The 22240-nt window shown below is 61.5% G+C and carries 15 protein-coding genes and 1 pseudogene; 7 read left to right on the forward strand and 9 right to left on the reverse strand.

Going from position 1 to position 22240, the window contains the following annotated elements:
• Window positions 1–165: 165 nt before the first annotated feature.
• The gene (locus tag AC1L6K_RS09270; RefSeq protein ID WP_480952402.1) at window positions 166–768 is read right to left on the reverse strand and encodes a hypothetical protein; all 603 of its coding nucleotides are present in this window, start codon (window positions 766–768) and stop codon (window positions 166–168) included.
• Between the two features lie 542 nt (window positions 769–1310).
• On the opposite strand from AC1L6K_RS09270, the gene AC1L6K_RS09275 reads away from it, so the two are divergent.
• The 4 genes and pseudogenes from AC1L6K_RS09275 to AC1L6K_RS09290 all read left to right on the forward strand — a co-directional run bounded on the left by AC1L6K_RS09275 (window position 1311) and on the right by AC1L6K_RS09290 (window position 7839).
• On the forward strand, window positions 1311–2261 hold the full coding sequence (locus tag AC1L6K_RS09275) for a glycosyltransferase family protein (RefSeq protein ID WP_480952403.1): 951 nt from the start codon (window positions 1311–1313) through the stop codon (window positions 2259–2261).
• Window positions 2258–5209 carry a rhamnan synthesis F family protein gene (locus AC1L6K_RS09280; RefSeq protein ID WP_480952404.1) on the forward strand — a complete coding sequence of 984 codons (2952 nt, stop codon included), beginning with the start codon at window positions 2258–2260 and terminating at the stop codon, window positions 5207–5209. Before AC1L6K_RS09275 ends, AC1L6K_RS09280 begins: the two co-directional genes overlap by 4 nt.
• A gap of 1553 nt (window positions 5210–6762) precedes the next feature.
• A pseudogene (locus AC1L6K_RS09285) lies at window positions 6763–6901 on the forward strand (DapH/DapD/GlmU-related protein); the annotation flags it as partial.
• A gap of 116 nt (window positions 6902–7017) precedes the next feature.
• The gene (locus AC1L6K_RS09290) at window positions 7018–7839 is read left to right on the forward strand and encodes a class I SAM-dependent methyltransferase (protein WP_480952725.1); all 822 of its coding nucleotides are present in this window, start codon (window positions 7018–7020) and stop codon (window positions 7837–7839) included.
• A 313-nt stretch (window positions 7840–8152) separates the two neighbouring features.
• On the opposite strand, the gene AC1L6K_RS09295 is transcribed toward AC1L6K_RS09290, so the two are convergent.
• From AC1L6K_RS09295 to kdsA, 3 genes are read right to left on the reverse strand one after another with little or no spacing between them, the layout of a single operon-like run.
• The gene (locus tag AC1L6K_RS09295; RefSeq protein ID WP_480952405.1) at window positions 8153–9130 is read right to left on the reverse strand and encodes a KpsF/GutQ family sugar-phosphate isomerase; all 978 of its coding nucleotides are present in this window, start codon (window positions 9128–9130) and stop codon (window positions 8153–8155) included.
• Window positions 9117–9644, reverse strand: a complete 528-nt coding sequence (locus AC1L6K_RS09300; protein WP_480952406.1) for a KdsC family phosphatase — start codon at window positions 9642–9644, stop codon at window positions 9117–9119. The genes AC1L6K_RS09295 and AC1L6K_RS09300 overlap by 14 nt, the downstream gene beginning before the upstream one ends.
• Complete coding sequence (gene kdsA, locus AC1L6K_RS09305) at window positions 9641–10492, reverse strand: 3-deoxy-8-phosphooctulonate synthase (RefSeq protein WP_480952407.1); 852 nt, start codon at window positions 10490–10492, stop codon at window positions 9641–9643. Before kdsA ends, AC1L6K_RS09300 begins: the two co-directional genes overlap by 4 nt.
• Before the next feature lie 60 nt (window positions 10493–10552).
• Here kdsA and kdsB point away from each other — a divergent pair, with 60 nt between their 5' ends.
• The 3 genes from kdsB (at window position 10553) to AC1L6K_RS09320 (ending at window position 15493) form a co-directional block, all read left to right on the forward strand.
• Entirely contained in the window at window positions 10553–11296 is a 744-nt protein-coding gene (gene kdsB / locus AC1L6K_RS09310; RefSeq protein ID WP_480952408.1) for a 3-deoxy-manno-octulosonate cytidylyltransferase, read from the forward strand.
• A gap of 1786 nt (window positions 11297–13082) precedes the next feature.
• Window positions 13083–14081: a dTDP-glucose 4,6-dehydratase gene (gene rfbB, locus AC1L6K_RS09315; protein WP_480952409.1), complete on the forward strand. Its 999-nt coding sequence runs from the start codon at window positions 13083–13085 to the stop codon at window positions 14079–14081.
• A 2-nt stretch (window positions 14082–14083) separates the two neighbouring features.
• Window positions 14084–15493, forward strand: a complete 1410-nt coding sequence (locus AC1L6K_RS09320) for a sugar nucleotide-binding protein (protein ID WP_480952410.1) — start codon at window positions 14084–14086, stop codon at window positions 15491–15493.
• A gap of 784 nt (window positions 15494–16277) precedes the next feature.
• Here AC1L6K_RS09320 and wecB read toward each other — a convergent pair.
• The 5 genes from wecB to AC1L6K_RS09345 all read right to left on the reverse strand — a co-directional run bounded on the left by wecB (window position 16278) and on the right by AC1L6K_RS09345 (window position 22144).
• Window positions 16278–17420 (reverse strand): non-hydrolyzing UDP-N-acetylglucosamine 2-epimerase, encoded by a 1143-nt coding sequence (gene wecB, locus AC1L6K_RS09325; protein WP_480952411.1) that lies wholly within the window; start codon window positions 17418–17420, stop codon window positions 16278–16280.
• Window positions 17421–17514: 94 nt separating this feature from the next.
• Window positions 17515–18330: an acyltransferase gene (locus AC1L6K_RS09330; protein ID WP_480952412.1), complete on the reverse strand. Its 816-nt coding sequence runs from the start codon at window positions 18328–18330 to the stop codon at window positions 17515–17517.
• A gap of 9 nt (window positions 18331–18339) precedes the next feature.
• A complete protein-coding gene (locus tag AC1L6K_RS09335; protein ID WP_480952413.1) occupies window positions 18340–18939 on the reverse strand; it encodes a YdcF family protein in 600 nt (199 codons plus the stop codon).
• A 116-nt stretch (window positions 18940–19055) separates the two neighbouring features.
• A complete protein-coding gene (locus AC1L6K_RS09340) occupies window positions 19056–20852 on the reverse strand; it encodes a hypothetical protein (protein ID WP_480952414.1) in 1797 nt (598 codons plus the stop codon).
• A gap of 104 nt (window positions 20853–20956) precedes the next feature.
• Complete coding sequence (locus AC1L6K_RS09345) at window positions 20957–22144, reverse strand: CaiB/BaiF CoA transferase family protein (protein WP_480952415.1); 1188 nt, start codon at window positions 22142–22144, stop codon at window positions 20957–20959.
• Window positions 22145–22240 lie beyond the last annotated feature (96 nt).

Below are 22240 nucleotides of genomic sequence, written 5' to 3' on the forward strand. Positions count from 1 at the left end.
TCGCCCAGACAAACGAATGTGGTGATGCATCGAGCTTATCCGAGATCACGAAGAGGGCTAAATGGCGGGCGCTTCGCACTGCGGATTGAGTCGGAGATCGATCAGTCCGCCGGTCTCAATGACAAATCTACGAAAGCCGCGTACTTTTCAAAGGACCACGGTTGATCACGCAGTGTCCGGTACGTATAGAGGCACTGGCGCCCACCCGTTGGGCTCGTTGCCCGAGCTGAGTCCTACCAGCCGGTCACCGAAGATCTTGTGGGCATACTTGGCAAAATCGGCCGTCCGGGCAGCATCGACGTGGCCGAGATTGGCGGTCAGCAGGATTCTGGCGTTGCCAGCGACCAACAGTCGGTTGACGTTTTCCAGCACGGCCAGAGTGATCTTAATGATCTGGCGGACGGCTCCCGTGTAAGTCGGTACAACGCCCCAGACCGGAATGGGCTCATCCGTGGACGTCCGGAAGAAGCGGCGGTCTGCCGCCTGTCCACCGAAGCGGATCACCGGGTTGCCTGACATTTTCAGGATCCCAGCGAAGTTGGAATCATCCGGGTTCATCTGCACATCAACCATGTGGTCGGTGTCCATGGACAGCCCGACCAAGTTCTCGGCCAAGACCTTACCCGTCGTCTCAGAACCGACAGTGATGGTGGTGGTCTCGACGGCTTCGGTGGCCGTGGCAGCGACCTCAGGCTGGACGTAGTCCACCTTTTCAAACGTTGGAAAGGTGGACGGCGTTGCCGACGTTCTGACGAGCGACGGCGACATCGAGGTGGGTGATTTTCCGCCACGGGCTGTTGTTCCGGACCGGTTCGGCCGTGAACAGTTAGTTGAGGGCCTCGGACATGGCATTCGCGTGGCAATCGCCCGTGGAGCCCACGGACGCGACGGCTTCTTCGGCTTCGAGACGCCCAGCCTACCTGATCGACTGATACTGCACCCCGCGGTCGCTGTTAGGCCGAATTGGACATAATTGAGCCCGCAGATCGCAGTACGTGTCGATCGCCTGCACCAAGCATCTACCCCTAGCTGGCATTAGGTCTTCCAATAAACCCGGGGCGAATCATGCGTTAGAATAAGCGCGATAATGAATACGATTTTGCGGGGGAATACGTGGTAATTGCTGATGGGGACGTGTGCGTCGAATTCGCCATGGCCGAGGGTAAGTCCGATACCTGTGCCGCGGGGCGCGGAGATGGCAACCGGAGGCTCGCCGGATGACATCGATCTGTTTTGTCTCCGAAACTGGTCGGATCGAGAGGCCCATCATCGACCCATCAGTACGGTACAGGTGCTATCACCCTGCAGAGGTGTTGACTCGCGAAGGCAACTTCGCTTCCGTGTACTCTGCCGTGCAATTCTACAAAGACCCGAATTTCGATTACGACGTCTACGTCTTCCACCGGCCCAACGCGGCCCGCGACAACTTCTTGCCGGTCCTCGGGAATTTGCGGAAGGCCGGCAAGACGCTGATCGCGGACTACGATGACCTCATCTTCGGCGACGAGGAGATCGCGCTCCAGTCCTCGGCGGCAAAGAACGGGACGCTGACACTCGAGAGAGCCATCTCGGCCTTCGAGAGCAACCTCTCGGGCCTGAGGGAGTTCGACAAGGTGAGCGTCTCGACGGCGCCGCTCGCGCAGCGGGTGAAGGACTTTAACCCGGGCGCCGACGTCCACGTCGTGCCGAACATCATCCCACCGTCGGTACTGTCCATCCATGGGGAGCTAGAGACGTACCTCGCGCCGCGCCCGCACACGGCGATCGGCTACTTCGCGGGAACCAAGAGCCACGATCGTGACTTCCCGGTCGTCGCCGATGCGCTGTACCGCGTGCTCATGGAGAATCCCGACTTCACTCTGATGATCGTCGGGCCGGTCGCGGTCCCGCCTGCACTCGCTGCGCTGCCAAACGTCAGCACGACGCCCGTGGTGAACTTCTTGAACCTACCGGGGCTGATGGCCCTGTGCAGCACGGTGATCGCCCCATTGGAAATGAGCGACTTCAACGCGTGCAAGTCGCGCGTGAAGTTCCTCGAAGCCACCCTAGCGGGCTGCCGCCTGCTCGCCAGCCCGATCCCGGACATGCAAGCCAGCGGCTCTTGGCGCCCGGAAATCATGGAGTCCCTCGACGACTGGTACGAGGCCTTATCTGCGCCCGTAAAGTCTGTCGACTACAAGCAGCTGGCGACGGAGAACTTCGAGTTCCTATGTAGCACGTCCCACGCGGACGGCCTTACAACATTCTGGAGTGAAGCATGAGGGTCCTGATCTACGTCGAGCCGCACCCGATCCGGAACAGCCCGACAATGTTCAACGACGTCGCTCGAAAATTCCTTCCGCTGCTCGCGGGGTCCACACCGGACTTCGACGTTCGCATGTATGGGACGCAGGCGCTGTTTGGCGCACTCGAAGGCGAGGTCCAGGCCGGGGTGAAGAACCGCCTCATCCAGGCGATCCCTGCAGAGGAGGCCCTGTTCGCCGGGCATCTCAGCGACTGGGAGACCGAGGGTATCCCGGCGTGGTTGAGCCTCATGTCCGGTGGCGATGTAGCCGACGACTACGTTGGGGTGCTGCGCCGCGTTTGGAATATCTTCCCATACGACATCATCGTCCACTGGGGTGAGAACGGTGCCGTGACCCGCTTCGTCGAGGAGCGGCCCGTGACGCGCATCGCGATGGAGCTCGGTTGCACCCGCGCGCCGTTTCTTCGGACTGCCATTATGGACCCGTTCGGCACCAACGGTAGCGCGATTGTCCCCCGGCTGACGGTGGACGACCTGCGCGAGATCGTCGGCAACAACCCGATGACGGCCGCCGAGGCGCTCTACGGCTACTCGGCGAGCCTCGAGGCCCTGCCCTACGAACAGCAGTTCCTCCCCCTCGACGGTGGGGACTGGTCGACACGGATCCTTGGCACCACCAAGAAAATCGCGTTCCTCGCGCTCCAGCTCCACGACGACGCCAACCTCTTGCGCTTCTCCAAGTACAAGACTGTCGAAGACGTGGTTCTCGACGTCGTGCCGAAGCTCTCGGCCGCCGGCTACTTGACGGTCATCAAGACGCATCCGGATGCCAAGAGCCGGTCTCATTCTCAGGCTGCCTTCTCCTTCGCCCGGGCCTCGTTGCAGCCGTGGGCAGAAGACGTCTTGTGGCTGGATGCCACTAGGGCGGTGTACAACAATGCCCAGCTGGCCGCGCTGGCCGATCTCGTGGTGACTGTCAACAGCTCCGTGGGGTTCGAGTCGCTGTACTACGACAAAGTTGTTTCGGTGCTTGGCGACGCTGTCTACAAGCCGACGGGTCTGTTCCCCGACCTCGACGAGGCGATCTCCGATGACTTCGACCTCCCGACCTACCAGCACGGGATCGGCCTGCTGCGCCGCTTCATGCTTGGCGGATACATGGTCAGTGACGCCGTTCGCGGCGATTTCCCCGCGTTCCAGGGCATCGCTGTCACCATCGACGCGGCGCGCCGAGGCCACGACGGCGACGCCGTCGCCATCGCGAAGCGCATGTATCAGGCGTTCAGCATGGCACGGGAGCACCAGACCCGCGCGCGGATGGTGAGGGGCGGCTCAGTCCCCGTCGGGACGGCGGCGAACCCCCTCGCGATCGATCCGACGTCGGCCGACATCTCCCGCACCGGGCTCATTGGCCCGGCCCACAGACTCATCGCCCTCAGCGGTGCAGTCGACGGCGGCAGCTTCCGCAACGCGCTGCGGACGGCGTTCGCCGATCCGCAGACCGCGGAGAAGTACGTTCGAGCCGCGGGAATCGTCGACGGGACGTTTTATCTCACCACGCATGGCGATGTCGCCAGAGCGGGGATGGAGCCAATCGGTCACTGGGCGCGCCACGGTCTCAGCGAAGGACGCATTCCTCGGCCTGGTTTGAACGTCGGCTCCGTCGACGAGCTGGTCGAGGAGCTGGTCACCATCGCTGAGCAGCTGTTCGACGGCATCCCCGACTTGCCCTTGGAACGCGGTGCCGAAGCTCGCCGTCAGGCCATCCTCGCCGCGATCCGGGGTGGCCTCGGCTGGCGGGGCCGCAAGCTGGCCGTCAAAGCGAAGCGCATGTACAAGGCATTCAGCATAGACCGGGACCACCAGACCCGCGTGCGAATGGTGAGGGGCGGCTCCGCTACTGGATCGAACGAGTTCGGCGTCCCCGTCGTGCAGGCGGCGCAGCCCCTCGCAATAGATCCGACGTCGGCCGAAAATTCGACCATCGAGCTCATTGGCCCGGCCGCCGGGCTAATTGACTTGATCGGTGCAGTCGACGGCATGCCCGACTCCACCGACTTCCCCTTGGACCACGACGCCGAAGCTCGCCGTCAGGCCAGCCTCGCCGCTATCCGGGATGGCCTCGGCACAGGAGGCCACAGGCTGGCCGTCGTCGCGCATTTGTATTATCGCGACCTCGTGCCGGAGATCCTCGAGCGCCTGGGGAACATCCCCGAAGGGTTCGACCTCGTGGTGACAATGCCCGACTGGGGCAACCGCCAGATCGCGGAGATGGTGCGCGCGGTCTACCCGGACGCACTGCTCTACCCGGCGGTCAACCGGGGCCGCGACATCGGACCGTTCCTCGACGTGTTACCCGCAGTTCTCGAGCACGATTACGATGCGATCTTGCACCTGCAGACCAAGGCCGGCTACTTCCGTTCCGGCCGCCTGCGCCGCGACCTCGGTGATGTGTGGCGCAGAGAGGCGCTGGATGCTCTACTCGGCGGACCCGAGCGTGTGGCGGCGATCCTCGACGCCTTCCGCAAGGACCCCGCTGTCCACGAGGTCGGACCGCAACCGCACTACCTCTCTCTCGAAAAGTACCCATACCACGACGGGGGAGAACTAGGCGAGTGGTTCCTCCGGGCCACCCCCGCGGAGGGATTCTTCGCCGGGACGATGTTCTGGGCCAGGCCAGACGTCTTTCGTCCGCTTGTCGAGCAGGGTGCACTCACCCTAACGAGCTTCGCCGAGGAGACCGGCGCGAACGACGGTGCGTTGGCCCACCTTGTGGAGCGGCTGTTTGGCCACGCTGCGCTGACCGACGGCGGAGTGATCCTCGGGGCGCCCGTGGACCCAGCAGAACCCCTCATCAACGACCTCCAGCCCCTCGCAGTCACGATCCATGAGCATATGGAAGCCGCCCTCGCGGCGAAGCAGGAGGGGCGCAAAGCACGCGATCGTGGGGCGCTAGCATGGTAGAAGTCTCGCCGAACGTCACGCTGGTCGCCGGACCGTCGCATGTTTTCCGGTGGAGCCAGCAGGTGCGCGATGGGGTTGTCGATTCGCCATTGGCGTGGGACCGCTTCATCGGGCAAGGGGGAGCGCCCATGTGGCAGGCGTCTCTGCTGAAGCAGGCAGTTGACGCGGAAGGTGCTGAAGGAAGCGTCGCCGTTATCGTCGGCGACTTCCGATTCGGTAACGGCATCCTTCTAGAGGATCCGGTGCCTTCCGCCACTCTGTTAGACGGGTTCCTCGCATTCGCAGCAGGAGCGATGAGTCCTGAGAAGGACCGGGAGATGCTGCAGCGTGGCCTGGCAGGGATGCACGCTTGGCATGACGCTTTCGGAACTCGCGCGCGCTATGTCCTTTGGGATGTCTTCTGTCAGCAGGTTCAGGATCGCCTTGCGGGACGACATATCGCAGATGGCCCCTATCGGCACCCGGTGTTCAATTACGACGAAATTGTCGCTGCGCTCCCCGGGCTCGACATCATTGACTTGGCCCCACTTCTGCACCTGCCGATGCACGAAGTGCAACGTCTGTTCATCGACGCTAGCAACCACCCGTCGTATGTCGGCTACCTGCTGCTCAATGGACTGATCTTCGGAGATCTGGGTGCACTGGAGGCGTATAACCGGGCAGTGGCGACCGCCGAGGCCGAGCTGCTACATCTCGCGCGTGGGCTCTCGCGGAATGCGGGGCGGAAGGTATTGCTCACGGGCCGTTCGGTGTGGTTGGACACGTTCTCTCGATACATGGGCGCCACAGGTACTCAGCGGCTTGCCGACGCCGGCCTCATCCTGGCGCCGTTGGATAGGGTGCCCGGTCAGCTACCGCCGGCGGAATTGACGAAGGATCTAGACCTCACGCAATGCTCACTGGCCGTAGTCTCTGCGGGTGGGGCCGACTTGTCGGAGCAACTGGCGACTGCATTCGGAACCGGATCGTCGCGCTGGGCGGACGTTCCGGCCAACGACTGGGAGAAGGCGACTGAATCAGCGATCCGGAGCCGACGTGAAACGCCCGCATTCAGTCGGATCGACGCGAGCCTTTCCGTGCGGGCCGATGCCCTCACTCCGACTCTTGACTCTTCACAGGTTGAACTCGCCAACGCCGGTATCCCCACCTGGACAGGCATCACGGGGCTGCTGCAACATCTATCAGATGCCGAAGGGGCGAGGTCCTTGCCGAAAAGCCAGGACGCTGCGAAAGCAACACATATTGACCCCACCGCAGCGTGTGGGGGCACTGTCGAACACCCTGTCCGGCTTCAGCCGCGATCCGAACTACACGCGGGCTCATCACTCGGTCGCTTCGGGTTTCTCAATGTCGGGACAATCGTGTACGGCGGAGTGGAAATCGGTCGTTACTTCAGTTGCGGGCGGGGGAGTGAAATTGGTGTTGCTCCTCATCCGTTGACTGGGCTTTCGACTCACGGGTTCACCGTAAACCGGGCATGGTTTTCTGGTTTGGAAGGATACGGCCAGGCAGGCAGTGACGCTCCGCCGATTCCTGCGAAGCAAGTGACGCGTATCGGCCACGATGTTTGGATCGGAGCCCAGGTAATTGTCATGCCGGGCGTCACGATCCAAACCGGCGCGGTGGTCGCTGCAAACGCTGTGGTGACCAAAGATGTCGAACCGTACGAGATCGTGGGAGGTGTGCCTGCCAAGCACATCGGATATCGCTTCGACGAAGACATTCGCCAGCGATTGCTCGCCTCCGAATGGTGGAATCTCCAGCATGATGTGATCCAACAGCTTCCGTATCGAGATGCGGTGCAAGCGGTGGCGGCGTTGGAGAAATTGAGTGGTCATTCTCTACCGGAGATTGAAGCTGTCAAGGCGGAGAATCAGCCGGCCTCCGTGCAGCTTGGATCGAGCAACGGATCGCGGGCGCGAGCGTGTTTCGACGCGGCACCGTTCTTGAGCCTGAAGCACACTACCTACTTCTCCGCCTACGACCAATTGTTCTCTCGCTTCGCCGGCAAGGCCCCGGTGATCGTCGAGGTGGGCGTCCTTAACGGTGGCTCGCTCTACATGTGGAGGGAGTTCTTCGGGCCGGATACAAGGATTATCGGCATCGACCTCAACCCGGAGGCCGTCTGGCTCCGCGAGGACGGTTTCGAGATCCACATCGGCGACCAAGCTGACCCGCAGTTCTGGCAGGATTTCTTCCGCGAGGTAGGAGATGTCGACATCTTGCTCGACGACGGTGGCCACACCTATGCTCAGCAGATCGTCACAGCATCGTCGGCTCTCGACCACATCCGAGACGGAGGGCTCTTGGTAGTCGAGGACACGCACACGTCATATATGACGGAATTTGGTGGGCCGAGTGACACCTCCTTCGTGAGTTGGGCTGTCAACCTGGCGCACGGTATTAACCACCGCTTCTCCGCCTTCGTCGAGGACCACGACCCGGAACGTCGAGTCTTGTCAGTCCAGTTCTACGAGTCGATCGTCGCCTTCCACGTCGATCGCCCCCTCGCGACCGTCGTGTCACAGGCCATCACGAACGACGGTGTGGGCCGCGACGCGAAAGACTTCCGTTACCACTCCGAGAACACCATGACCGACGACGACCTGAGGGCCTACTTCAAGCATTGATCACGGACTGAACGGGTACCCGAATGTTGGACACGGGAAGTAAGAGTCTATGCCCAAGTGCCTGAGTTCAATGCTCCATTGGGCTCAGGCGCTTGAGCGTTAACGAGATGCGGTAGGTGGAGAACACCTCCGTGTCGGTGAATTTTTGGCGGTCGAAGAACGTGGAATGAGCCAACCTAGCTGCCTGTAGTAATAGGGGCAAGAACTGGGATGTCTTGAGGCATGAAAAACTCCCCGAAAGTAGGGAACCGAATTATTCGGTCCAACTTTCGGGGAGCAATTCAGAGGAATCCGACCAAACGAACGCGACGAGTCAGCCGCGCGGAGCAGGTTGGCTGGTCAGCACTCCGAGCACCTTGTTGCCCTCGGCGACGAGTATCGACGAGATATGCCGGTTGTCCATCAGCGCAAGAGCGTCTGCCATGCGGGTGGTGGGCGCGACCGATGTGGGGTGAAGGGTCATGATGTCTGCGGCTACGAGGGAGAACACGTCGCGGTCGTGAGCTTGCACGGCGCGGCGAATGTCGCCATCGGTGATGATCGCCGTGCCATCGGGTGCGCTCACGAGTGCAATGCCTAGCTGGCTCTTTGTGATCTGGCGGATGACCTCGAGGATTCCGTCGGCCGGCGTGACCCACGGTAGGTCCTCGGTGATCATCATGTCGCTCACACGTTCGAGGAGACGTCGCCCGAGTGACCCACCGGGGTGCAGCCGGGCAAAGTTCTCAGGCGCGAAGCCGCGCGCTTCCATGAGTGCAATCGCAAGCGCATCGCCCATCGCGAGCGTGGCCGTCGTGGACGATGTCGGCGCAAGGTTGAGCGAGCATGCCTCCTCGGCCACGGAGACATCGAGATGGAATGTCGCGTTGCGTGCGAACGTCGATGCGGCGTTTCCAGTCATCGCGAGGATGTGGTTGCCGTTGTCGATGAGGAACGGCAGGAGTGAAGTGAGCTCGTGCGTCTCGCCGGAGTTGCTGATCCCGAGGAAGTAGTCGTCTGGCGCTGCCATCCCGAGGTCGCCGTGGAGCGCTTCGCCCGGATGCATGAAAAAACTCGGTGTGCCCGTGCTCGCCAGGGTCGCCGCGATCTTGCGGCCGACAAGGCCTGACTTGCCCATCCCGCACACGATCACGCGGCCAGTGGAGGCGAGGATGTCCTCGACGGCTGCCTCGAAATCAGCGCCCACGCGCTCTATGAGGTCGGTGACGCTCCGCGCCTCTGCGACAAGTACCCTGCGGCCGGCTTCCGCGTGGCTCCGAGGTGCGCTGTTCGTGGTGTCACTGAACGACATGGCTGCTCGTCATCGTTTCTAGTAGGGGTTTGTACATGGCTTCGAGGCTCAGCCCGCGTACTGCGAGTACGTGCTCGGCCGCCTCGCGGGCGACGCCACGCCCGCCTGGGCGATTGAGCACGACGTTGGCGGCGGCCAGCACGAGGGGATGGGCATCGCTGGGGGCATAGAACTGTCCTACGATTCCCGCGAGCGGCAGGTCTACGACGTCGTCGCCAACATACGCAACCTCGTCAGCAGAGACCCCCAGATCCGAGGTAATGCTGACGAGGGCCTCTGCCTTACCCAGGGTGCCGGTTACCGCCACATCGAAACCGAGCTGCTTGATCCGTGCGTCGAGCGGTGCGCTCGACTTACCCGACAGCACCCCGCTGCGGATGCCGTGTGCATGTAGGAGCGAGACGGCAAGCCCGTCCTGCACGTGAAAACCTTTGAATGCCTCGCCGGAGCTGTCCATCCAGATGGTGCCGTCGGTGAGCACGCCGTCGACATCGAACAGGACGAGCTCAATCACGCGATCTCTAGCGAGGGGAACGACTTTACGAGGTCGTCGATCGCCTTGACCTGCTCGAGGAACGCTTCGAGCGCGTTTAGTGGCAGCGCGCTCGGGCCATCGCACCGTGCGTTGTCGGGATCCTCATGGGCCTCAACGAACAGTCCGGCGATGCCGAGGGCCATGCCCGCGCGAGCAAGTTCGGCGACCTGGCGTCGTCGTCCACCGGAAGCGGCGTCACCGGCCTCGCGGCGCTGCAGACTGTGCGTGACGTCGAAGATCGCAGGTGCACCGTCGCACGCCTCGACCATCTCACGGAAGCCCAGCATGTCCACCACCAGATTGTCGTAACCGAACTGCGAGCCACGTTCGCACAGGATCAATTGGTCGTTGCCCGCCTCGACCAGCTTGTGCTGGATGTTGGCCATCTGGCGCGGGCTCAGGAACTGCGGTTTCTTGACATTGATGGGCCGGCCCGTCTTTGCGAGCGCCACGACGAGGTCAGTCTGGCGGGCGAGGAACGCCGGAAGCTGCAGGACATCCGCCACCTCGGCGACGGGAGCGGCCTGAGCAGCCTCGTGAACGTCGGTGATCACTGGGACGCCAAACTCCGCCTTGACGGCGGCGAAGATAGTTAGACCCTCGTCAAGCCCGACGCCGCGGTATGAGTCGACCGAAGACCGGTTCGCTTTGTCGAACGATGCCTTGAATACCAGCGGCATACCGAGCTTGGTGGTCACTTCTACATATCGTGACGCCGCTCGGAGTGTCGAATCGAGGTCTTCGAGGACGTTGATCCCTCCGAAGATCACGCAGGGTAGGTCATTGGAAACGGCGACATTTGGCCCGATGGCCACGGTTTTAGACATGCGCCTATGATACTAGACTTGCTGTATCTCTCGTTCCCAATTACTAAAGGATGTCCATTCATGCGAGCCCTCGCCGTGATTCCCTCCCGATACCTGAGCACTCGGCTCGAGGGCAAACCCCTGCTCAAATTGGGCGAGCGCACCGTCGTACAGCGGGTGTGGGATGCGACGATCGCCAGTGGCGAGTTCGACGACGTTGTCGTCGCGACGGACGACAAGCGGATTTTTGATGCCGTGGTGGGGTTCGGCGGCGTTGCAGTTATGACGTCACCGTCGCTGGAAAACGGGACCGAGCGGGTCGCCGCAGCAGCCGACTTGATGCCGAGCGAGTACGACGTCGTGGCGAACGTTCAAGGGGACCAGCCGTTCGTGTCCCATGCCGCGCTCAGCGCGTTGCTTGCCCCGTTCCGTGAGGGTGAGGCTGCAGATATGACGACGGTGTCGATGCCGCTCCAGCCTGAGCTCGCCGACGACCCCAACACGGTCAAGATTGTCACCGACGCGAGTGGCCGGGCACTGTACTTCTCCCGCTCCCTCATCCCGGCGAACCCGCGCGGACTCGATCACCCGTATCTTCAGCACCTCGGGCTGTACGCCTTCCGGCGCGATGTGCTGCGCCGATTCCCGACGCTGACGCCCACGCCGTTGGAGAGGGCAGAGAATCTCGAGCAACTCCGCGCGCTCGAACACGGCCTCGTCATCGTCGCCCGCGTCGCCGTGAGCAGCAGCATCGAGATCAACACCCCTGAGGATTACGAGCGCGCCCAGGCTTGGGTGAGCGAGCACGAAGGTGCGCAGTCGTGACTGAACGTAAGGCCGAATCAACCGCTGGGCTGTAAATTCCAGCAGCTGATGTGGCGCAAGCAACTGGCTTGCTTGCCGACGCCACCGGGGTCGGGTTGTGGTCCACCGGACTCGACCCCGTAGCCAACGGCCTTCACCATTAGGGGCTTGTGCCGGCGCTATTTGAGTCCGGAACGACGGCCAGCATTCCGGAGAAGATCCATCCCCAGCTGCGCGCCAGGTGCGTGCGGCTCGTGCGTGAACACCAGCAGGAGTAACCAATCCAGAGGGTGGCGGTGAGCGAGGTCGCGCCCCAGGAAGGCGGCTCCCGCGAGTCGGTGCGGCGCTGACTCTCGGGAGCCGAGATGGATGACGGAGCTCGCACCGGCGTGACCGGCGAGTAGCCTGCCGAGCTCAAGTGTCTCAAGGCCGAGAACCGGCGACTGCGGTAAGATGACGAGATTCTGCGCCGGGCGTCAGTTTTCTTCGCGGGGGAGCTATACCGGCGAAACCGCTGATCCTTGAATCGGATAGGGGAGAACCGAGGGTTGTGCAGCCGAGTCGATACTTCGCGTCCTGCGTCAGCAGTGGCTAAAAACCCCGACACTAACCTATCTGGCCTGATGCCAAGCCGACCAGAAAATCGCCGACAGGGATGTGACCGACACCCTGTTGGACGACAAGATTCGCGAGCCCGTCCGGCATGCCAACGAAGGTCACTGGACGGCACCAGATGACGCCCGAATGCCTGTACGGGCGCCGGAAGATGCTTGCCCTCATCCTTTGGTCAGGACTGCCTCGCTGGTGCATTCCGCGGTGCTCTGGGCCGTTTGATGCGCACGTTCGGTCTCCGGCGCGTTGTCCGGGCGGAGTAGCCGCCCAACGATCAGCCCCGCCCAGTTGGCACGTTCGGTTGCCATCGCCCCGAAGGGGCACGTAATCGGGAGCTGGATCCAATAGTCGTCACGGGCCCCTGTGCATAACACGTACGGCTACGCGCGGTAGGGAATTTTCAAGCTGAATGGTACGAAGGGGAACTAGGCGACTGACTGTTCCGTGGCTTCCTTGGGTGGGTTGATCCATGCAGGCGCTGGGAGTGAGGTGTGTCAAGGAAGCAGCAATGAAAACCCAAGAAAATCAACGAACACCCAAACTCTTCACTCGACCGGAGTCCTGGTGCCGTGGGGGCGTTCTGGTTGACGACCATGACGCTCATGGTGCTGTCAGTGTGTTTGGCGAGGTAGGTGGAGATGTTTTCGTTGCCGGGCATTGAAGAGCGAATGAAGTCGCCTGATTCGAGGTTGTTGATCACCATGATGCCGTAAGTCAGGGCGCAGGGTCATGTCGCCGGTGGGCTGGACGACTGTGCCGGTGTCACACAGGGGAGACATAGGGGCCGCTCTGGCAGGCCTCCAATGCCACGGCTCTTGATTATTGGCGCTGTGCAATGCTTTGCAATAACGTGCGGATGGAATCTGATTCATGGACGTACTTCGATGCCCAGACATGCCTGGGCGACGTTGGACAGCCTCTATCGGGGAACGTAAGGACATGCCATTCCTGGAGGTTGTCTGTTTGGCATATCCCTTGAATTGTTACTTGCTGAGGCCCTGTGCCTTTGAAAATGATGAGGTAAACGGACCTCGTTTAGCAGGACCTATTATGGGCGCTGGTTCTATTTTTTGTTGGGTGGATGCTGCCATTTCCTTTGGGTTAGCCAAATGAAATGGCTCAAAGAGACGAAGATTACGGGTGTCTTGGCCATATATATGCGCCCAAGTCATCTCCGCCCGGTAGATTTGGGTAAATGAAGACTCTATTGGTGACCGGTGGTGCCGGGTTCATTGGCTCCAACTTTGTCCATTACGTCCTTGAAAATACCGGCATGCATGTGACGGTGTTGGACAAGCTGACCTATGCCGGTAATTTGGTCTCCCTGGAGGGCTTGGCTGCTGATCGTTTTGCGTTTGTGCAGGGTGATATTTGTGATGCGGAACTCGTTGACGGGCTGGTCGCTGCTGCCGACGCGGTGGTGCATTATGCGGCGGAGTCGCACAATGACAATTCGCTGCATGATCCGCGCCCGTTCCTGGACACGAACATCATTGGCACGTACACGCTCATTGAGGCGGCCCGCAAGCACGGCACGCGTTTCCATCACATCTCCACCGATGAGGTGTATGGCGATCTGGCCCTGGATGAGCCGCAGCGGTTCACGGAGGAGACGGCGTATGCCCCCTCGAGCCCGTATTCGTCCACGAAGGCCGGCTCGGACCTGCTGGTGCGTGCCTGGGTGCGTTCCTTCGGCCTGGCGGCCACGATCAGCAACTGCTCCAACAACTACGGTCCGTTCCAGCACGTGGAGAAGTTCATCCCGCGCCAAATCACCAATGTCATCGACGGGATCCGTCCCAAGCTCTATGGCAAGGGCGAGAATGTGCGGGACTGGATCCATGCCGACGATCATTCCTCGGCTGTGCTGGCGATCCTGGAAAAGGGCCGCATTGGCGAGACGTACCTGATTGGTGCCGATGGTGAGAAGAACAACAAGGACGTCATTGAACTGATCCTGACCCACATGGGCCTGGCGGCCGACGCCTATGACCATGTGGTCGATCGGCCCGGCCATGACCTGCGCTACGCCATCGAGTCCGGCAAGTTGCGCACCGAGCTGGGCTGGGCGCCGTCGTTTGCGAACTTTGATGCCGGGATCGAGGACACCATCAAGTGGTACCGGGACAACGAGGCCTGGTGGCGTCCGCAGAAGGCCGCGACCGAGGCGAAGTACAAGGAACAGGGGCAGTAGCGATGACGTTGGAATTCGCCAAGAAGCTCACGGCCACCGAAACCCCGATTCCCGGTGTCGTCCTGTATGACCTGCCGGTGCATGGTGACAACAGGGGCTGGTTCAAGGAAAACTGGCAGCGGGAGAAGATGATGGCGTTGGGGCTGCCGGACTTCACCCCGGTGCAAAACAATATTTCCTTCAATGAAAAGGCCGGCACCACCCGCGGCATCCATGCCGAGCCGTGGGACAAGTTCATTTCCGTGGCGACAGGGAAGATCTTCGGTGCCTGGGTGGACCTGCGTGCGGGCGAGTCCTTTGGTGCCGTGTTCACGACCGAAATGGACCCCTCCCAGGCCATCTTCATCCCGCGCGGTGTCGGCAACGCCTTCCAAACCCTGGAAGACAACACGGCCTACACCTATCTGGTCAACGACCACTGGTCAGCGGACGCCCAGGGCCGGTACACGTTCTTGAACCTGGCGGACGAGAGTGCCGCGATCCCCTGGCCGATCCCGCTGGCAACGGCCGAGCTCTCGGAGAAAGACAAGGGGCACCCGCGCCTGGCCGAGGTCGCCCCGATGGCGGGCAGGAAGACCCTGGTCCTTGGTGCCGACGGGCAGCTTGGCAAGGCGTTGCGGGCCGCGTACGACGGCGATGCCAGCGTTGAGTTTGCCGCCCGTGCCGACTTTGACCTCACCGCGGATGCCTCTTACACCGGTAGGAACTGGAAGAACTACGCCACCATCATCAACGCCGCCGCGTACACCGCCGTGGACACTGCCGAGACGCCCGAGGGGCGCCGGGCCGCGTGGGCCATCAATGCCACGGCCGTGGCGAAGCTGGCCGCGACTGCGACAGCCCACGGGATCACCCTGGTCCATGTCTCCAGCGACTACGTTTTTGACGGCACCGCCGAAAGCCATGGCGAAGACGAGGCCTTCACCCCGCTGGGCGTGTACGGGCAGTCCAAGGCCGCCGGTGACGCTGTTGCGGCGACCGTTCCCCGCCACTACATTGTGCGCACCAGCTGGGTCATCGGTGAAGGCGGCAACTTTGTGCGGACCATGGCGTCACTGGCCGGGAGGGGCATCGCACCCAGCGTGGTCAACGACCAGATCGGCCGGCTCAGCTTCACCGAGGACATCGCCGCAGGCATCCTGCACCTGCTCGGCTCCGGCGCCCGGTACGGTGTGTACAACCTCAGCAACGACGGCGACCCCCAGTCCTGGGCCGACGTCGCCGCCGACGTCTACGAACTCACCGGCCACAACCGCGACGCCGTCACGGGTGTCAGCACCGAAGAGTACTTCAAGGGCAAGGAAGCAGCACCCAGGCCGCTAAACAGCGTCCTTGACCTGGCCCGCATCAAATCCACAGGCTTCACCCCGGCATCCGCGCAGGAGCGCCTGGCCGAATACATTGACCAATAATTTGCCAAATTAGGCATTTATGTCCGGGCCATGTCAAAGACGGCTGCCGGTATCGCTGTGACGAGGTGGATGGTCAGGCTGCAATGAATGGAGCCTGCCTACTTAAGTTAGCAGACGTCGATCCTTTGAGACCGCGGTGCTCGGCACTGACGATCACCGTCTCCGTTCCGTACTTCAACGCCCCGAACACCATGGCGTGGCACCGCTTCGAGGGCGAGGCGATTGAAGCACGACGGTTTCAGTCCAAGCCCCACTTTGGGCCGTGGAGAACAGTAGGGTTTCCCGCTTCACAGCGACGGACACCAGCTAACAACCTGACATATAAATTCTCACACTACCCGCGATTTGCATCGATCATTTAACGGCGAAGGGTGCAGTGCTCGCAATCCTTGTGGCTATTCAGCGTCGCTACATCCGGAGTCCTCGTGTGGATGAAACCTAATTGGCCAAGCGTCGGAACTCCGTATGGTCAGCGAGCGGGCCATATGACCGATCAAAAGCCGCGACACCGCAAGATCTAATACCAACCCATGTCCCCGGACGAATTGCCAACAAGTTGGGTGAAAAGGTGCTCCGAGCTTAGGAAAATAGTGATGTCAAGTCTAATATTTTCTTGCTGCAAGGAGCACCCCTTCGACCTCAATCTTACCTAATCTTTTCTAGCGTTCCTATCACCCGCAGTGTGCGTTGGCCAGATTATAGATTCACCTGAGAACTGAGTAGCAGCGGTAACGATGAGGCAAAAGGATGGCTCATCGACGACATGCGCGCTGAGGATTTCGAGTCATGACCCGAAATCATCCATGCGACGGCCGTCGCCGAGGAGCTGGGCAATTGCAGCGACTGTTCGTGCCGCTGCCTGCCCGTCACCGTAGGGGTTAACTGCTGTGGCCATGGCTTCAAAGCGTGCGGGGTCATGAAGCAGCGAGTTGACCTCGGAGACGATCTTTTCTTCATCCGTGCCAATCAGTTTAACTGTGCCGGCCACCAACGCCTCCGGGCGCTCTGTATTGTCGCGCATGACCAAGACAGGTTTGCCCAGGCTCGGAGCTTCCTCTTGGACGCCGCCGGAATCGGTCAAGACCACGTGCGCCAGGGACAGCAGGCGGGTGAACTCGCCGTAAGCCAACGGCTCGGTGACCATGACGTTGGGCAGCCCCTTGATTGCCGGCAGCACAGCTTCCCGAACCACGGGGTTCTTGTGTGCTGGCAGGACGATCATCAACTCGGGTTCTGCAAGTGCGATGCGGGCCAATGCCCGGCCGACTCCGCGCATGGCGTCTCCCTGGTTTTCGCGGCGGTGAGTTGTCACCAGAAGGATTTTGCGGCCGCTGGCAGCAAGCTCCTCCAAGGCCGGATCTGTAAAGGGAATCCTCTTGTCCACTGTGCTCAGGAGCGCGTCGATCACCGTATTGCCGGTGACCGCGATGTCCACCTCCTTGACTCCCTCGGCCAGCAGATTGGCCTTGCTGGTGCTGGTGGGGGCAAGGTGCAGGCTTGCCACCTGGGTCGTGATTTTGCGGTTTGCTTCCTCAGGGAAGGGGGAGAACAGGTTGTGGCTGCGCAGCCCGGCCTCGGCGTGGATGACGGGGATGCCGCGGTAGAACGCAGCGATGGCCCCGGCCGTGGAGGTGGTGGTGTCGCCTTGGACAACCACGGCGTCGGGCTTGGAAACGGCGAAGAGCTTGTCCAGGCCATTAATGGTGCGGGTGAGGATGTCCGAGAGCGACTGTCCCGGCTGCAGGATGTTCAGGTCGTGGTCCGGGGTGATGCCGAACAGCTCATTGACCTGGTCAAGCATTTCACGGTGCTGGCCCGTAACCGTTACGACGCATTCGAAGTCACTTGATGCATTCAACGCTGCAACAATCGGGGCCATCTTGATGGCTTCCGGACGCGTGCCGTAGATCGGCATAATGACGGGCATACTGACTCCAATGAAAAAGGGCATGAACAACCTCTAGTCTAATCCAGTGTGTGGAGGCGAAAGCCGCTTGGCTGGGTCACCGCGGGGTACGGCGTCAGTTACGTGCCTGAATCCTCCGGCGTAGATGCCATGCCTTGACACGCAGTGTTCGGAGCCTTGAGGATGCCCACCCTTTCGTTGCCGCCGTTGTGGTTGTTTTCTTTGTGGGGTTCACGAGGTCATTGTCGTCTGTTAACGACCAGTAGTCGGACTTTTCGATTGAGTCAGCGTCGGGCTTGTAGAACGGCTCTCGCAAGGACAGGTGCGGCCTTTCCCATGCGATGTCTCGGCGGACCACTCTTGCGGGGGCTCCGACCGCGATGCAGTTGTTGGGGATTTTCCCCTTGAGGATGCTGCCAAAGCCCAGGATAGAACCATCTGCGATGGACGACCCGCCAAGCACGGTGGAGCGTCGCGCCAACCACACGTGGTTCCCGATATGTATGGATCGTGAGGGGTTGGTCCGCTTACCTGTGCGGACATCAAAAATGGGGTGGGCGTCGTCCGTACGGATTTCGATTTGGGAAGCCAGCATGCAGTCATTTCCGATGTCAACGTGAGTGCCTTCGACTGCGCTAATGCCCACGATTGAAGTGCACGAGACATTCTCGCCGATTTTTACCGAGGAGTCCTGGCCCGCACGGATGGACATTTTAAGTGGCGCAACGGCATTACTATTGGCAATTTCAATGGTGCCGTTATTGCAGTCAAACTGTGCATTCAGTTGACCAATTTTCACTTTGTCATGCAGCCTGAGCGTGTTGTTGGAACCCCGAAAGTTCACCGTGATGTTCTTGTCAAGAACTCCGGTGTAGATGATGCGATTTCCGCGATCATCATGGTAGTTTTCAGCTTTATTCAAAATGACCATTCGTACGTCCTAATCTGTTTCGTTGGGGATGAGCGATTCACACTGCGGGTTCATGTTCACATCGATGAGTCCGCCTGTCTCAATGACGAACCTGCGGAACCACTGCCATGGCGTGAATTGGGGTGAAGTTGACATCATGGTGACGTCCGCATTGACGCACTGTCGCATTAGTGTCCCGGCACGTTCAATGTGGTAGCTCGAGGTAAAAACAGTGATGTTCTTCCACTGGTATTCGGCAGCGAGACTGGCCAAGGCTACAGCCTCGCCCCGGGTGTCCATGGGGTCGGGGGAGAAGCAGACTACGTCTGCGTAGACGGCCTTGTTGCTGTGTGTGTCACAGTAGTCGTCAGCGCTGGCATTGCCTGGGGTGTGCGTGTTGGAGATCACCAGGTACGGGGCATCCAGTTCGAAGCGAAGCATCATGGCATCCAGCAAGCGTTCCTTGCTGGCGCCGCCCAGCATCACCACCGCGTCAGCCTGCTTGGGTGCCGATGTGTGGACGTTATAGAAGAGCTGGAAGGCGGCGATCAGCCAGCCCAAGAAGAGCGCCAGCAGGACCGCGCCCGCAATGACGACGGTTTTCTTGCGTGGTTTTCTCAGGGCAGGCATTGGCTCATTCTAACGGCGGAAGTTTGGTGGTCGCTCCGCCCGTGGACAGGCGCAGAGGTGACACGACGGCGGCACTGGGTGCCGCCGTCGTGGGTTGATCGTTTCCCTGGGGGAAATTAGAACGTGAAGTTCAGGATGGTTGCCGTTCCTGAGTTCAGGGCGATGGTGAATTTCTGGTCGCCGGCGGTGAAAGTGGGGATCTTGCCCTGGGTTTCGAGGGGTTCGCCGTTGGATTCCAGGCCGTCGATGCGGGTGGTGTCCTCGGAGTCGAAGCTGGCGCCGGCCATCTGGGTCATGGTGCCCGTTGCGGCCTGGGTGGGCAGTGTCAGCGTGACCTCGGCGGGTGCCTGTGTCGTGGGGTCGTTCTGGTTGACGACCATGACGCTCATGGTGCCGTCGGCGTGCTTGACGGGGTAGGCATAGATGTTTTCATTGCCTGTCATCGAGGAACGCATAAAGTCGCCTGCGCCGAGTTTGTTGGTCATCATGATGCCGTAGAAGCCGGGGCGCATGGTCATGTCGCCGGTGGGCTTGCCGACGCTGCCTGTATCGCACAGGGGAGACATGGGTGCGCCACCCGAGCAGGCTTCCAGTCCTCCGTGGAAGTTGAGCATGCTGACTCCGGCTTCGGCCTGGGTCAGGGCGTAGTTCAGGGTCCAGAGGCCGGTGGCGTGGTTCTTGGTGGTGGGGCTGGTGCCGCCGCAGGAGGATGCATTGGTCTCGGTGTTCCATGTCATCAAGCCGGCGGGCTCGGCAACCGCTACGGCGGCTTCAGCGTATTCGCGTGAGCCGTCGTTGCTTTGGCGGGACATCATGTTGGCGATGGTGCGTTCCTGCGGGTTGCCTGCTTCGGCGGGGGTGCAGACGGACAACGGGTAATTGTGGAAGGCCAGGGCCTCGAGGTTGGGAACCTCTGCGGCTACGTATTGTTTCCACCAACCTTCCGTGTAAACGTCGGGACCAACGATTTTGACCTCGGGTACGGTGTCTTTCACGGCCTGGGCCACCGGCAGTGCCTCGGCAATGTACTTTTCAAACGACCAGGGCTGCGCACGCAGGGTCCTGTAGACATTGGCGCTGGCGCCCCAGCCGTTCGGTTCGTTGCCCAGGCTCATGCCGACGAGGCGTTCACCGAAGATCTCGTGGGCATACTTGGCGAAGTCGGCTGTACGCGCGGCATCCAGGTGGCCCATGTCAGCGGTAATCAGGATGCGGGCATCGCCCTCTTCCAGAAGTCGGTTGACGTTCTTCAGCACGTCCGGGGTGACCTTAACGATTTTGCGCTTGTCGTTGGGGTACGCCGGTATGACCTTCCAGTTTGGGATGGCCTCGTCCGTTGATGTCCAGAAGAAGCGTCGGTCAGCGCCTTGGCCCCCGAAGCGGATCACGGGGCTGCCAGCCATCTTCAGGCGCTCAGCAAGGTTTGACTGGTCGGGGTTCATCTGGACGTCAATCATGTGGTCGGTGTCCATGGAGAGGCCAGACAGGCCTTGGGCCATTTTCTCTCCCGTCGGGTCCGAGCCGACGGTGATGGTCGACGGCTCGATCTGACCCGTCGCGCTTGCAGGAACCTCCGGCTGAACGTAATCCTGGCGCTCAAACGTGGGGAACGTCTCAGGGGTTGCCGGCGTGGTGACGACGACGGGGGGCTGAGTAGGGGTTTCCTCAGGACCGCCGGCAAAGTTGTCCAGCAGCGGCATGCCGGCAAACACAAGCGAGACGGCGGCCACGGCAACGACTACGGTGGCAACACCGCCGGCGATCAGGCGCCTGGTGTGAAACAGTCCCTGGGGTGCCCGCTTCAGTCGCCGGGCCTGCCCCTGTCCAGTCGGCTTGTTGCGCCGGGTGGGCGTGGGCTGGCCGGCGGGAGTGGGCTCTTCGGGTGACGCGGGGGTGCTGCGGGGCGGTGTCATTAGGCTCCAGAAATGCAGGGGACAGGGTTGGACCACCCATGCTTGGGTCGGCCTTCAGTCTACCGGGGCCGGAAAATTACCACGAACTGGCGGGCGGCGCGGCGTTAGAATCCCGTGCGCTCGGGGCCTTCCATCCAGTCCGTGATCAGGTCGTTGTGCTGGCCCAGGGTCGGGGCGGGGGAGGGTGCCACGGAGCCGGTCAGGCGCAGCGGTGAGGCCAGGGTTTTGAAGCCGTCGGACTCCGTTGCCACTGTGCCTCGGTGTTCGGAGTGCTCGCTGTTGAGGGCTTCGTTGACGGTGTGCACCTTGGATACCGGCACATGGTGGGCTGTGAGCAGCTCGATTGCCTCATCATCGGTGAAGGGGCTCAGCGCCTCCTCCAGGGCGGCCCGGAATTCGACAGGGAATTCGTTGCGGCGGGTTTGTTCCTTGAACCGCTCATCCTCAAGCCACTCTGAACGGTTTAGGGCTTCGGTGAGGCGGGGGAACAGGCGGTCCCCGGCAATGGCGATCGCGATGGAGCCGCGCCCGGTCAAGTAGGTGCTGAACGGAGTGGACATGGCGTGGTCGTTGCCGCAGGCCACGGGCTCCTCGCCGTGGAGGGCTCGCATGCCCACAGATTCCAGCACGGAGACGAGGCTGTCCAACATGGCGACGTCGATGTGTTGGCCCCTGCCCGTGTGGTGGCGTTCATTGATGGCAGCCAATGCGGCAATGGCGCCGTACAGGCCGGGGATGACATCGCCTATGCTGATGCCCACCCGGGTAGCCTGCCCGTCCGGCCAGCCCGTGATGGACATCAGCCCGCTCATGGCCTGCGCGATCAAGTCGTAGGCCGGGGCCTTTTGCAGCGGGCCGTTCTGGCCGAAGCCGGAGATGCTCACGATGACGAGCCGCGGGTTCGCTTGCAGGAGGCTCTCAGCCGACAGGCCCAGCCGGTCCATGACGCCGGGGCGGAAATTCTCAATGACGACGTCGGAGCGGCGGACCATGGCCAGCAGCTGCTCACGCACTTCGACATCCTTCAGGTCCATGGTGACGCCATACTTGCTGCGGTTAAACAGCCGGTAGTAGGCGGATTCCCCGTTGTACCAGGGCCCGAAGTGGCGGGAGTCGTCGCCGTCGGGGCTTTCAATTTTAATGACCTCCGCACCCAGGTCCGCCAGGATCATGGCACAGAACGGGCCCGCCAGCACCCGCGACAGGTCAAGGACCCGCAGCCCCTCCAAGGATCCCGGGCGGTTCAGGTCGGCAGATTCAGTTGCGGCAGCGGGGAGGGGTGCGGAGGTCATGGCAGATGCGTTCCTTCGAAAGTGGCGGCCCGGCAGTCCCGGGAGGCGTTATGTCCATCACAGCATCGAATGCAGCCACCCCACGAACAAAGATCG

The sequence above is a fragment of the Specibacter sp. BI4 genome, assembly GCF_056680095.1.